Source organism: Alphaproteobacteria bacterium (genome assembly GCA_040220875.1).
Taxonomy (GTDB): Bacteria; Pseudomonadota; Alphaproteobacteria; order JAVJVX01; family JAVJVX01; genus JAVJVX01.
Genome location: JAVJVX010000007.1, coordinates 35,056 through 48,529, shown reverse-complemented (window position 1 = coordinate 48,529; position 13,474 = coordinate 35,056). Strand labels below are relative to the sequence as shown.

The window sequence follows — 13,474 nt, the reverse complement described above, 5'->3', positions numbered from 1 at the left end:
CCCCTAGAACCTCGGCAGCTGGGGATAACGCAACTGGCCGCCATGAACATGAACCTGGCCCAGCTCCGCACAACGATGCAGGCGCGGAAACATCTTGCCCGGATTGAGCAGGGACTTGTCATCAAACGCGCATTTGACTCGCTGCTGCTGCGCGAGATCGATTTCGGAGAACATGACCTCCATCAGATCGCGCTTTTCGACGCCCACGCCATGCTCGCCCGTCAGTACACCGCCCACCTCGACGCAGAGCTTGAGAATTTCGGAACCGAACGTCTCGGCCCGGTGCAGTTCGTCCGGATCGTTTGCATCGAACAGGATAAGCGGATGCAGATTTCCGTCTCCCGCATGGAAAACATTGGCGACGCGCAGGCCGAACTCTTCCGAGAGCCGGGCGATGCCATCGAGTACCTCCGCCAGACGTCGGCGGGGGATCGTGCCATCCATACAGTAATAATCCGGCGACAACTGGCCCATCGCCGGAAACGCAGCCTTGCGACCGGCCCAGATGGCAAGCCGCTCCTCCTCGCTGTCGGAGACACGCGTGGAGGTGCTGCCACTTGCCTCTGCCAGGGCGACCACGCGAGCGATCAGGTCATCAACCTCCGCGGCCGGGCCATCGAGCTCGGCGATCAAGAGCGCTTCGCAATCCAGGGGATAGCCAACCTTGACGAAGGATTCGGCCGCGCGGATAGCCGGCCCGTCCATCATTTCAAGCCCCGCCGGCACGATGCCGGCTGCGATGATCTCGGCCACGCAGCGGCCCGCCGCCTGGCTTGACGGAAAGCCGAACATGACGGCGCGGGCCGTTTCCGGCGTCGCGAGGATTCGGACCGTTACTTCCGTGACCACGGCGAGCAGACCTTCGGAACCTGTCAGAAGTCCGAGCAGATCATAGCCCGGCTGGTCGAGATGCTTGCCCCCGAGCGAGAGCATCTCGCCCTCGATGGTCACGATCCGGAGGCCCATGAGATTGTTGGTGGTCAGCCCGTATTTCAGGCAATGCACGCCGCCCGAATTTTCCGCGATATTGCCGCCGATCGTGCAGGCGATCTGGCTGGACGGATCGGGCGCGTAGTAGAAGCCCTCGCCCGCCACCTCTTCGGTGATCGCAAGATTGGTCACACCGGGCTGGGCAGTTACCGTGCGGTTCACATAGTCCACATCCAGGATCCGGTTCAGCTTCGACAGGCCGAGAAGGACGCCATCGCCAAGCGGCAGGGCACCACCTGAGAGCGACGTTCCGGCGCCGCGCGGGACCACCTTGATTTCGTGCTCAAAGCAGTATTTGAGGACGCTCGCCACCTGTTCGGTGGTCTCTGGCAAAACCACCACCATCGGCAACTGTCGGTAGGCCGTCAGCCCGTCGCATTCGAAGGCACGCAGGCTGGTCTCATCCGCGATCACGCCATCGGCGGCGACAAGGCGCCGGAGATCGGCGACGATCTCGCGGCGCCGGCTCAGGATTTCGGGGTCGGGATCAGGAAGTCTCATGGGCCGACCCTAGCACAGCCGGCCACCCGAAGAACGCCTGAAGAGGTCACCGGTCGCGGACAAGTCGTCAATCCCGCCCAGCTTCGATGATCGCCTCGGCCAGGAGAGCCGGGTTCGTAAAGACCACCTCGTGGCTGCCCGGTTTCTGGATCAGGCGGAACAGCCCCAGCCGATTGGACATACGCGGATGCCAGCCTGTCTCCGGGCCCTGGGGCAATGCCTGATCCTCGGTGAAGTTGATATAGCTCTTGGGAATATCGAGGCTGTAGAATTTTTTCATATCGAGCTTGTCGAAGAACGGCTGAGCTGGCTCCGGAGTCAGATACTCGTAAGTGGATCGGGCCAATGGCTCGTCGCCGTCATTGATGAAAGCCTCGCGCCATATCGGATAAGGCAGCATAACCGTGTGGTCGGCGGCCTGCCCGGCCAGATCGCGGAACAGGCGCTGGAAATGTGGCGGTGTCTCGTCACTCAGGCTCTTGCCGTCCCGCACGACAAATCCGTTCTGAAACACGAGCCGTCGGATGCGCTCGGGAATCTGCTCCGCCACTTTGGATATGATCGTGCCGCCAAAACTGTGCCCCACGAGCACGATGTCCCGCAGGTCACCATCCACGATGAACTCTGCAATCGATCGCGTGCAGGCCGCATGATCCACGTCGCGATCCGCCCCCGGCCCATGCCCGGCGATCGTCGGCATATGCGCCGAGTGGCCGGCCTGTTCCAAATGTGCGGCCACTTCCGACCAGCTCGACCCCTCGTGCCAGGCGCCGTGCACTAGGACGATTTCCATCTTTCCCCCTGTCCGGATACTGTTGAGACCGGTGCCATCCTTAGCGCGCCCGGCCAGAAGATTCCAGTTGCCTGCCACGGCGCAGAAGCGGGACGGCCGGCGATGGACCAGGGCGCTCGCGCCCCGGGCCCGATCCCGCCGCCCGAAGGTTCCCCTTTTATCGACGGCCCAATTCGGTATGATCTGCCCGCCAAAACCCCGGGCGGCCGGCCCAATCCCGAGAACACCATCCGAATAGAGGAACTTCATGGCCACCAAGAATTACGTTTTTACGAGCGAATCGGTTTCCGAGGGACACCCCGACAAGGTCTGCGACCGGATTTCCGATGCGCTGGTGGACCTGTACCTGACCGGCGATCCCTCTTCCCGGGTGGCAGTCGAGACACTCACCACGACCAACCTCATTGTCCTGGCCGGCGAAGTCCGCAGCGCTCAGGAGGTTAGCCCTGAAAAGCTCGAGGAAATCGCCCGGCATGCGGTCAGGGATATTGGCTACGAACAGGATGGCTTCCACTGGTCGAACGCCGAGGTGCGGATCCATGTCCACGCCCAGTCGGCCGATATCGCCGTCGGCGTGGACGCGCTGGGCAACAAGGACGAGGGAGCCGGCGACCAGGGTATCATGTTCGGCTATGCCTGCCGGGAAACCGAGGCGCTGATGCCCGCCCCCCTGCATTTCTCTCACGCCATCCTGAAATCCATGGCCGAGGCGCGCCATTCGGGCGCCGCGACGGGGCTTGGGCCCGATTCGAAGAGCCAGGTGACGGTCAAATATGTCGACGGCAAGCCCGTGGGCGCGACCACGGTGGTGGTCTCTACCCAGCACGACGAAGATCTGACGCAAGACGATGTGCGCGAGATCGTCCGCCCGCATGTGGAGAACTGCCTGCCGGAAGGCTGGATGTGCGACGAAGAGAATTTTTACGTCAATCCGACGGGCCGTTTTGTGATCGGCGGGCCGGACGGCGATACCGGGCTGACCGGACGCAAGATCATCGTGGATACCTACGGTGGTGCGGCCCCCCATGGCGGCGGCGCGTTTTCCGGCAAGGATCCGACCAAGGTCGACCGGTCGGCCGCCTATGCCGCCCGGTATCTTGCGAAAAACGTGGTCGCGGCTGAACTCGCCGATAAATGCACAATCCAGCTCGCCTACGCGATCGGCGTAAGCAAGCCGCTTTCGATCTATGTCGATCTGCATGGCACGGGGCGGGTCGGCGAGGAGAAGCTCAGCCGGGTGCTTGGCGAGGTAATGGACCTCAGCCCGCGCGGCATTCGCGAACATCTCGCCCTGAGCCGGCCGATCTACGCGCGTACCGCCGCGTACGGCCATTTCGGACGCCATCCCGAACCCGATGGTGGATTTTCGTGGGAACGGACCGATCTGGTGAACGCCATCAAGGGCGCCTTTTAAGGCCGCCGGTCAGAGCGGCTCCGCCTCGCCCGGGGGCGCCCGGACAGCCCGCCGCCTACCACTTGTTGCGGAGTTCCCGGAGCTTGAGAAATACCGTCTTGGGGTCCGGGTTTTCAGGCAGATCCGGAAATGCCTCCTGCAACTGACGGATGACCGACGGGCTTTGCAGACGGAAGAAGGTGTTGATTTCCTTCTCCAGGCCCAGTGTCGAGACCAGCGGCGCGTTCGGGTCCTGTCCGCTGACACCTCCCAGAACATCGGCGGCCCGGGTGTTGTCGGGCTCGCGGTCGAGGGTGAATTTGAGGTTGTTCTCGACGTAATCGTGTCCCGGATAGACCAGCGTCTCGTCGGGCAGCTTACTCAATTGGCGGGCAAAGGTGTCGTAGAGCTCTTCCGGATGCCCGCCATTGTGGCAGTTCCCCGCCCCCGCATTGAACAGTGTGTCGCCGCAAAACAGCGCCGGCGTGTCCGTATGGGAAAGCAGGCAGACATGGGCCATGGTGTGGCCCGGTGTGTCCAGCGCCTCCAGCTCCACTGACTTGCCGATCCGGACCACGTCTCCGGCCTTGAGGCCCTGGTCGAGATCGGGGATCGAGCTTCGCGCATTTTCATGCGCGATGATCCTGGCGCCGGTCGCCTTCTGCAGATCGGCGTTGCCGCCGATATGGTCGAAATGCTCGTGGGTGTTGAGGAGCGTGGTGATCGTCCACCCGTTATCTTCAGCCGCTTTCAGACATTTCTCATGATCGAGCGGGTCGACCGCCATCGCTTCCCCGGTTTCCGGGCAGACGATCAGATAGTTGAAATTGCGGTATTTATTAGCGGTCCAGATCTGTTTCACGAGCACGGCTAAAATCTCCCTTGCTGTTGCGCCACTCTAGCCCGCCGGCGAAGGCCTGACCACAGCCTAACCGCCTGCCATCAGCGTGCGCGCCGTCAGAAGAAGGGCGATGAAGAGCGGCAGGCCACGGCCAAGGGCCACCATCACCCGCGCCAGGCGGGGGTCCCTCAGGCCCAGCCAGCTCGCCAGCCTGGCGCGCGGTACGAACCAGCAGAACAATGCAGTCCCGATCGCGCCCGAGGCGATAACCACATTGGTTCCGCCAACCTGATCCACAAACTGAAGGAAGGGCACACCCCCGACGCTGAGAGAGACCGGGCTGTAACTAAGAGCCGAGGGCAGGCCGAGCAGCGCCAGCAACCCGCAGGTGAGAAAGACCGCGTGGCGGTCAGTCAGCCCCAGCTCGTCGGACAATGCGGAAATGACCACCTTGAGCCCCGCCAGGCAGGAGCTGAAGGCCGCCGCGAAGAACATGAAGAAGAAAGCAATGGCGAGCCAACTGCCGCCAGCCAGATCGGCAAACACACCGGGCAGGACCGTAAAGGCCAGATGGCTGCCGCTGGCCGGGTCATGGCCGAAAGTGAATACAAAGGGGAAAATCATCAGCGCCGCCAGAAGGGAGATCGTCACCTGGCTTCCGGCGACGACGAGAGAAGCGCGCGGCACTCGCGCCGTCGGGGGGATATAACTGCCATAGGTAATGAGGTATCCCTGCCCGATGGTCAGCGAGTAAAAGGCCTGGCCAAGCGCCAGGACCCAAAGGCCGGGCCGAGACAATTCGGCCCAGCGCACGTCGAACATGAAGGACCACGCCTCGGCCTGCCCGTCGAGGGTCTGGGCAAAAATCGCGACCCCGCACACCATCGCGGCGAGCATGGGAAGCAAAAATTTGGACACGGTTTCGATTGCTGTGACTCCCCGGATGAGCACGAGCATCGCAAGAAATATCACCGCCAGGAAATACCAGACGGACTTGAATCCCGACGTGAACCGATCGAAAGGCTCGAGCGAGAACCCGACCGCCGCAACGCTATAGCCGAGTGTCCAGCCGGTGATGACGAGATAATAGCTTGTGATAAGGACCGTCAGGAGAACGATGAACCAGCCGTAAGGCCGCCCCCAGTGGCGCAACCGGCCAAAGGTCCTGACCACGCTGCCATGAGCGAGGTGACCGGCGCCGACCTCCAGCATCATGATCGGCAGCGCAACCACGACCAGCATGCAGAGATAAGCCAGGATAAAGGCGCCGCCGCCGTTTTCCCCGACCATGTAAGGGAAGCGCCACAGATTTCCGAGTCCCACCGCGGCGGCGGCCATGGAGAAGACGAACCCCGCCTCGGACGACCATTGCGCGCGCTGGCGCCCGCTTCTCGGTGCCTCCGCGCCGTCGGACTCCTCTCGGCCCCGCCTGTCAGTTGGCCTGTATCCGATCAAGATCCCTGCGTTGCTGCTTTGTCGACCGGCAACGCCTCTGGTCCGGCCGCTTTTGCTTCACCTCATCTTTAAATTTAACAGATCGGTTCCGGTGGCGCAAAAAAGCCGGCCGGGGATAATGCCGATTAAATCCGCCAGGGCGCCCGTGATGTCGCGGCTGGCGTGCCGGCAGACGTTCAGCGCGCCCGGCACGGCCACGAGCGCTGTTCGTGCGCCACTCCAGGATTGACGCCATGGGCCTCTCAGGTCTGTTGGTTCGACAATGGGAAATAAGTTCGATATAGGTATTTCCGCCAACGCGCGCACGACCGTAGAAACAAGATCGAAGCCTTCGAAGCGGCACCGGCAAAGATGACGCGCGCCGCGCGACAGTGGACCACTTCCGCCAGTACATCCCGCCCCCGCCCGCCCGAAAAGGACATAACCGGTCCCCGCAGGTAAGCAGGAAAGTCGCGATGAGCCATTACAGGAGCCGCAAGGAAAAAGAGGCTGATCGGGGACCGGCGCCCGGACCGCAATTTGCGCCATGTGCGTGGGAGTCGGCCGGGGCGTCACGCGCGCCCTGGAAAAGCCCCGGCGCGATCATGACAGGAGAGCGGTCATGACAGAATTGCACTACAAGGGCTGGACGGCGCGGGCGATCGAGGAGCGCGACATCGCCACCCCGTCTCCAGTCAACCGTCTCCTCGCCACGCTCGACGATCCGTGCCGCCTCTCGCACGGTGATCCCCTGCCGCCTCTCGCGCACTGGCTGTATTTCCTGGACGACACGCCCGAGGCCGACCTCGCCCAGGACGGCCACGCGCCGCGCGGCGATTTCCTGCCGCCCGTCGATCTCTCTCACCGCATGTTCGGCGGCAGCGACGTCGCCTTCCTGGCCCCGCTGCATCTTGGTCCGGCCATGCACCGGCGCCGGGAAGTTATCGGGATCGAGGAAAAATCTGGCCGCAGGGGCGCGATCGTGCTGGTACGGATAAAATACGACGTCTTTCAGGAAGACCGTCATTGCCTGAGCGAAATCCGTACGATCCTCTACCGGGACGGTGGGGCGGCCTTTCCCTTGCCGGACCCGGGCTCAGGCTTCTCGGAGGCCGAGCCGGGCGAAGTCACGCGTGACGTGTGGCCCGATCCAGTTCTGCTGTTCCGTTATTCCGCGTTGACCTTCAATGCGCACCGCATCCATTACGACACACCCTATGCGACCGGAACCGAATCCTATCCCGGCCTCGTCGTTCACGGCCCCTTGCTCGCCACCCTTCTGGCCCACGACGCCTGGCGTGGCAACAGTGCGGCGGGCGGGGACCCGCCTGTCGCCGGCGTGGCGTTTGCACATTTCAGCTTTCGCGCCACCGCTCCCGCCTTCGCCAGCCAGCCGATCCGGCTTTTCCGGAGCCGTCTCGCAAGCGAGACGCGCTTGCGCGCCGAGCGGCCCGACGGCCTGACAGCAATACGGGCGACGATGACAGCGCGCTGACCGGCCTAATCAGCGTCGTGTGGCGATGAGATCGTCGAGAATGGCCTTTTCGATCATGCAGTGGATTCCCTTGTTTCCGTCCACCACCTGTGTCACGCGGAGATCTGCCGCCAGGCTGCACAGCCGATAGGCGTCTTCGGCACTCAATCCGGTCCGCACCGTGATCAGTTTTATCATGTCGCGCAGGGCTCGGGTTGCCGCGTCATCGAGATCGGGATCGAAGGCCAGCGTGATCACATGGGTCGGTGTCTCCGCCTCGGGCAGGTCGAGCGACAGGTCTTTCCGGAGATGCAGTTCGAAGGTGCCGCTCAGGCAGGTTTCGAGCGCGGTCAGGCAAACCTCGCCATCGCCCTGCATGCCATGCCCGTCACCGGCCGAAAACAGCGCGCCCTTATTCCAGATTGGCAGATAAAGGGTCGTCCCGACGGTCAGATCCTTGAGATCGATATTCCCCCCGTGCTCGCGCGGCTCAATGGAGCTGATTTCACCGTAGCTCGCGGGCGGTGCCACACCAAGAACACCGAAAAACGGGCGCAGATGCAGCGTCCCGCCCCAGGGCGGCGCCGCCGTCATCATCGTCTCGTCGATTTCGATATGGACACATTTGAGATACGGGAAATCCGCGGGCAGCGCGCCCCGATGGGGGCGGATCAGGTTCCAGCCCCAATTGGTGCGCAGACGAATGTCGATAACCCGCACCTCGAGAACGTCACCCGGCTCCGCCCCCTCCACCCAGACGGGACCGGTCATGAAATGCGGCCCCGGCCCGCGCCGGCATTTCTCCGTGATCTCACGATGGTCGTCGAGAATGCGAAAGGGCGGACCGGGAAAATCCTCGGGCGCGCCCGAGACGCAATCCATCGTGACCCGGTCGCCGGAGCGCACAGTCAGGACGGCGGGATAGGCAGCCGAGAAACTGCCCCACCGGACCGTCTCGGGCGTCGCCGGAAGATAGTGCTCGCTCACTGATCCGCCTCCGATCCGCCCGGCCACCGCATCCCGTCCTCGGCCCGGCTCAAATTGCGGGCCGCCTGTTGCGGGCGATCATTCACCTGAAGCTGAAACACGTCCGGCCGCGCGTAATGACCCACCGGATCGAAATCGTATTTCCCGCGAACCACATCATCGAGATCCAGCTCGGCGGTCAGGATGACCTCTGACTCGTAATCCGGGCCAGCCAGCACCTCGCCCGCCGGCGAAATGATGCAGCTTCCGCCGCGGCTCTTGATGGTCGCGGGCGGATCATCGGCGAAGGCGGGATAATCTGCGGGAAAGTCCGACTTGCGCTGGAACTGGCAGCACGACAGAACAAAGCAGCGCCCCTCCAGCGCGACGTGGCGCATGGTGGTCAGCCACGTATCGCGCGTATCGGCTGTCGGGGCGCAATAGATCTGGATTCCCTTCGCGTACATGGCCGTCCGCAGCAGCGGCATGTAATTTTCCCAGCAGATGACGGCGCCGAGACGGCCATACGGTGTCTCGATGACCGGCATCGTCGACCCGTCGCCGAAGCCCCAGACAAGACGCTCGCTTCCCGTCGGCATCAGCTTGCGATGCTTGCCAAGATAGGTGCCGTCGGGCGCGAAAAAGACGACGGTGCAGTACAGCGTACCGTTGTCGCGCTCGATCACGCCAACGACGAGATAGAGCCCGGTGGATTTCGCGATCTCGCCCAGACGGTCCATGTGCGGCCCCGGGATATCGACCGAGCTGTCGTAATAGCGGCGATACTGATCGCGCCCCTCGGGTGAGCGCGCGCCAATGACAGCGCCGAAATCGAGGCCGCGCGGATAGGCGGACACGAAGGCTTCCGGAAAGACGGCGATACGGGCGCCGAGGCGCGCCGCATCGGCGGCCAGATCGGCCAGCCTCGCGAGCGTGCCGTCCGGATCGAACATGACAGGCGCCGCCTGCACCACTGCCGCCCGTACTGTCGTCATGGTCGGTTCCTTTCGCGTTACGTCTGATCCTCGGGCGGGCTCATGGCGGGGTCCGCCATCGCCAGAATATCGTAAAACACGCGTGTAACGGGCGTCGGCACATTGTGCGCCTCTCCCAGCCGGCAGACATGCCCGCTGAACGCCTCGTTCTCGATCGCATTCCCGACGGCCAGATCTTCAGCCATGGAAGAGGAGATATCCATCCGGTGGCCCACCTCGATAACCCGCTCGCGCACATCCGGCCGTAACGGCGCGCCGGCCGCCCGGCCCGCCGCGATCGCCTCGTCGACGAGCTCGAGGAAAAGCTTTTCTCCCTGGGCGTGCGCGAGAAGGAAGCCCAGCCTGCGCGCGGTCAGGGTTGTCAGCGGGTTGAGGCCACAATTGAAAATGAATTTCTGCCATTTCGACGCGAGAATTTCCGCGTCGTAGCTGCACTCGATCCCGGCCGACTCGAACATGGACAGAATAGCCGCCCTGAGATCGTCGCTCCCCATACCCTGGGTCCCGAAGACCACGCGCGGCGGCGAAGAGCAGGTGATGTCGCCCGGCCCCGTGCGCTCCGCCCCGATATAGAGAACACCCGGCAGAACGCGGTCGCGACCGAAAAGCCGGGACAGAATGTCTTCGTTGTGGACACCGTTCTGCAGACAGAGAATCCGCCCCGTCTCGCCGATCACCCGCCCGATTCCCGGCGCCACGGCCCCGGTATCGTACCCCTTGACGCAGAAAAGGGTGAGGTCGGCCGGCGTGTCCGCATCTTCCAGCGACAGCACGCGCGCCGGCCGAACCTTGATGTCCAGGTCGCCCGGACCGCGGATATGCAGCCCCCGTTCCGATACCGTTCTGAGGCTTTCTCCGCGCGCGTAAAGCGCGACATCCACGCCGCTCCGGGCGAGCCGGGCGGCGAGATAGCCGCCGGTAGCACCGGCACCCACAATTGCAACCGTCAGATCACCCATATTCCCCCACGCACTGCCTGGATCATGTTTTCTGCCGCCATCCCCGACCCCGCGAACCCGCCTGCCGGACGGGTCGAGAATGCCCCACGGACCCGGGCCGCGCTATCCGGATGATGCATCATTAAGCTCCTGACGACATCTCGATTCCGGTCGGCGGAGCCAGCGGTCGGGCCGATGCCTTTCCGCCGCGGCGCATTGCCGCGCCCGCTCGATGCCGATGGGCGCGCTACAGTTCCTGATTGACTGGTTGTCGGTGGACAGTACCGTAGGGCGACGCTGCGAAAGTCCGGCGCTGGAAAAAACCCTCGCACCGATGCCCGGCCCGGGCCGGAATCACCCATGGAAACGCCGATTATCACCACCAGTCTCTCGCCGCCCATGTCCGGGGACGCGCTCATCATGCGCCCCCATCTGGTCCACCGCATCAACGATGCCAGCCAACACAAGCTCACGGTCGTCAATGCACCGGCCGGGTTCGGCAAAACCACGCTGCTGACAAGCTGGTATCAGGCGCTGAAGCGACGGAGTGAGATTGTCGGTTGGCTCAGCCTCGACGAGGCCCATAACGACGTCACCACCTTTCTCACTTATCTCATCTCCGCCCTGCGGGTCTCGCTGCCCAATTTCGGAGAGGTGGCCATGACACTTCTCAGGACGAATCTTCTCGTCGCCGCCGATAGCGTGATCACCACGCTCGCAAACGAGATGGCGTTTCTTAACCGCAACATTTACATCGTCCTCGACGATTTTCACGTCGTCACCGATGAGGACACTCTGGCAGCGCTGGACCAGCTTGTTCATCGCTCGACCGAATCCGTCCACTTCATCATTGCCGGACGAGGACAATTACCCCTGCCCGTCGCTCGCTTGCGTGAACTGCGTAAGCTGCTCGAACTTGGACCGAAAGATCTTCGATTCTCGCAATGGGAGGTGGAGGCGCTCTTTCGCGATCATTCCTCGCTGGAACTGGAGCGCGCGGACCTGGTGGCCCTGGGAGATAGCACCGAGGGCTGGGCGGCGGCGCTCCAATTGGCCCTCATCATTCTCAGGGACGAGGATGATCCCGCCGCCTTCGTCAAGTCGTTCAGCGAAGGCCATCGCCATGTCGCGGACTTTCTCTGGGAAGACGTGATCGGCCGGCTGCCGACGGAGTTACGGGATTTTCTGACCCAGACGTCGGTATTGACCCGCCTGTCGGCGCCGCTGTGCGACTACGTTCTCGAGCGCAGCGACAGCGCCCGGCGGCTGGAGGACGTCGAGCGCCGAGGCATGTTCCTCTTTCCGCTCGATGAGAAACGGGCGTGGTATCGCTACCATCACCTGTTCGCTGAAATCCTGAAACGCCGACTCGACGAGGAGCGGCCCGACGCGGCGCGGCGCCTGTCATTGCGCGCCTCGCAATGGTGCCGCGACAACAATCAGGTTTCGGAAGCAATCCACTACGCGATCCAGGCCGAGGCCTTTGATCTCGCCGGCGAGATACTCAACGCCGAAGGCGAAACCCTGATCGCCACCGGTCAGGTCAATACGGCGATGCAGTACGCGCGCCGCCTGCCCGACCAGGTGCTTGACAAATTTCCCAGCCTGCAACTTGACCGCGTCTGGGCGCTGCAGTTGCAGTGGCAGTTCGAGCGGGCCGATAAAATTCTCGGCCGCGTGGCCGCCCATCTGGCGCCAGACATCGAAAGCGGCGGGATCCAGCCGGGTCTGTACGAGAAGTTGCTGCACCGGCAATTCATGTCCGCCGTTCTCCACGAAGACATGCCGAAGGCCGAGGAACTGACGCGTAAATGGCTCGAAATGTGCCAGACCCCCGACCCGTATTTCGAGGCGGCCGCCCGGTCGTGCCTGATTTATGCCCGGCGCGAGCAATTCGATTGCGGGCTGATCGAAAGTGAGGCCCGGGTCCGGCAGGGCTACATACAGGCTGGCGCGGATTATGGTGCCATCTGGCATGACTGTATCGCCGGGCCGACTTACGTCATGCTTGGGCAGCTCGACCGCGCGGATGAAAGTTACCGCAAGGCACTCGATGTGGCGATCAAGCTTAATGGCAAGGAGTCGGCCATGGCTGCCATGGCCTCCCTGCTTCAGGCCAGCATAGATTACGAGCGCAATGACATCGAAAGTGCGCGCATGCGCGTGGATCACTACCTGCCCTTCGCTGGTGGCATCGGCCTTATCGACAAGCTTATCAGCGGATACGTTACAGCCTCGCGCGTCCAATTCCATCTGGGCAAGGAAAGTGAGGCCGACGAGATCCTCTTCACGGGCGAAAAGATCGCGGATGAAAGGGATCTCCCACGGCTCAAGATCAATCTCGTGGCCGAGCGGCTGCGCCAGATGAGCGGACGCGCCGAAGCATCCTTTATCCATCAGGCCGCGAAGCCGGTTCTCGATTACCTCGCCCGGCGCGGCCACGATCCGGCCGAAAAATGTGTCAGCACCGATTTGACCGCCACGCTCGCCTGGGCCCGGGTCGTCCGCAATACGCCGGAAAACGCCGCCGCCATTGCCAGTCTCCAGAAATGGCTCCGGTTTCTTGAAAGGCGGGAAGTGGCGCTGCCCGTTGTGCAGGCGGCCCTGGCACTGGCGGGCGCGCTGTTCGTCGCAGGCGACCGGACGGGCGCGCAACGCGCCTTTAACCAGGCGCTGACACGCGGCGCCCATGCCGGATTTGTGCGTACCTTTCTCGACGAGGGGCCGATCGTGGCACGGTTGCTCGAGGATCACGCTGCGGGCGGCACGCTGGCGACCGAGTCCGGAAATACCGCCCTGCTGATCCGGACGCTGATGACCGAACTGGGCGACAGCGTGCCGGACCCGTCGGCCATCGAGAATGAGACGGCGGCGACGGTCGAGGCCTTGAGCGAACGGGAAATGGAAATCCTGCGCCTGGTCGATGCCGGACTGGCAAACCAGGAGATCGCCAACCGACTCGGCCTCGGCTACGGCACGGTCAAATGGTACCTGCAGCAGATCTACGGCAAACTCGGCGTCCATCGTCGCTCTGCTGCGGTGCACAAAGCCCGGAGCCTCGGCTTCATCCGCCATTAGGCACCCATCCGTTTCCCAAAATCATCTTAATCATCAAACGGTTACGCCTTTTTATCCGAACCGGCGAGCGG

General features: G+C 63.1%; 10 protein-coding genes. 3 read left to right on the top strand and 7 right to left on the bottom strand.

Going from position 1 to position 13,474, the window contains the following annotated elements; genetic code table 11:
- Positions 1 to 3 precede the first annotated feature (3 nt).
- Together RLQ26_08785 and RLQ26_08780 are read right to left on the bottom strand one after the other, a co-directional pair.
- Complete coding sequence (locus RLQ26_08785) at positions 4 to 1,491, bottom strand: FAD-linked oxidase C-terminal domain-containing protein (GenBank protein MEQ9088823.1); 1,488 nt, start codon at positions 1,489 to 1,491, stop codon at positions 4 to 6.
- A gap of 67 nt (positions 1,492 to 1,558) precedes the next feature.
- Entirely contained in the window at positions 1,559 to 2,284 is a 726-nt protein-coding gene (locus tag RLQ26_08780) for an alpha/beta fold hydrolase (protein MEQ9088822.1), read from the bottom strand.
- 247 nt (positions 2,285 to 2,531) lie between these two features.
- Here RLQ26_08780 and metK point away from each other — a divergent pair, with 247 nt between their 5' ends.
- The gene (metK, locus tag RLQ26_08775; GenBank protein ID MEQ9088821.1) at positions 2,532 to 3,698 is read left to right on the top strand and encodes a methionine adenosyltransferase; all 1,167 of its coding nucleotides are present in this window, start codon (positions 2,532 to 2,534) and stop codon (positions 3,696 to 3,698) included.
- Positions 3,699 to 3,753: 55 nt separating this feature from the next.
- On the opposite strand, the gene RLQ26_08770 is transcribed toward metK, so the two are convergent.
- Positions 3,754 to 4,545, bottom strand: coding sequence for a hydroxyacylglutathione hydrolase (locus RLQ26_08770; GenBank protein MEQ9088820.1), 792 nt, complete (start codon positions 4,543 to 4,545; stop codon positions 3,754 to 3,756).
- A gap of 60 nt (positions 4,546 to 4,605) precedes the next feature.
- Positions 4,606 to 5,973 (bottom strand): sodium-dependent transporter, encoded by a 1,368-nt coding sequence (locus RLQ26_08765; GenBank protein MEQ9088819.1) that lies wholly within the window; start codon positions 5,971 to 5,973, stop codon positions 4,606 to 4,608.
- Positions 5,974 to 6,574: 601 nt separating this feature from the next.
- On the opposite strand from RLQ26_08765, the gene RLQ26_08760 reads away from it, so the two are divergent.
- Positions 6,575 to 7,447, top strand: coding sequence for an acyl-CoA dehydrogenase (locus tag RLQ26_08760; protein ID MEQ9088818.1), 873 nt, complete (start codon positions 6,575 to 6,577; stop codon positions 7,445 to 7,447).
- Between the two features lie 9 nt (positions 7,448 to 7,456).
- On the opposite strand, the gene RLQ26_08755 is transcribed toward RLQ26_08760, so the two are convergent.
- From RLQ26_08755 to RLQ26_08745, 3 genes are read right to left on the bottom strand one after another with little or no spacing between them, the layout of a single operon-like run.
- Positions 7,457 to 8,413, bottom strand: coding sequence for an acetamidase/formamidase family protein (locus RLQ26_08755; protein MEQ9088817.1), 957 nt, complete (start codon positions 8,411 to 8,413; stop codon positions 7,457 to 7,459).
- Positions 8,410 to 9,387 carry a nitrilase-related carbon-nitrogen hydrolase gene (locus tag RLQ26_08750; protein ID MEQ9088816.1) on the bottom strand — a complete coding sequence of 326 codons (978 nt, stop codon included), beginning with the start codon at positions 9,385 to 9,387 and terminating at the stop codon, positions 8,410 to 8,412. The genes RLQ26_08755 and RLQ26_08750 overlap by 4 nt, the downstream gene beginning before the upstream one ends.
- Before the next feature lie 17 nt (positions 9,388 to 9,404).
- Positions 9,405 to 10,346 (bottom strand): ketopantoate reductase family protein, encoded by a 942-nt coding sequence (locus RLQ26_08745; protein ID MEQ9088815.1) that lies wholly within the window; start codon positions 10,344 to 10,346, stop codon positions 9,405 to 9,407.
- Positions 10,347 to 10,685: 339 nt separating this feature from the next.
- Between RLQ26_08745 and RLQ26_08740 the strand changes: the two genes are divergently transcribed.
- Positions 10,686 to 13,403 (top strand): LuxR C-terminal-related transcriptional regulator, encoded by a 2,718-nt coding sequence (locus RLQ26_08740; protein MEQ9088814.1) that lies wholly within the window; start codon positions 10,686 to 10,688, stop codon positions 13,401 to 13,403.
- The last annotated feature ends 71 nt before the right edge of the window (positions 13,404 to 13,474 follow it).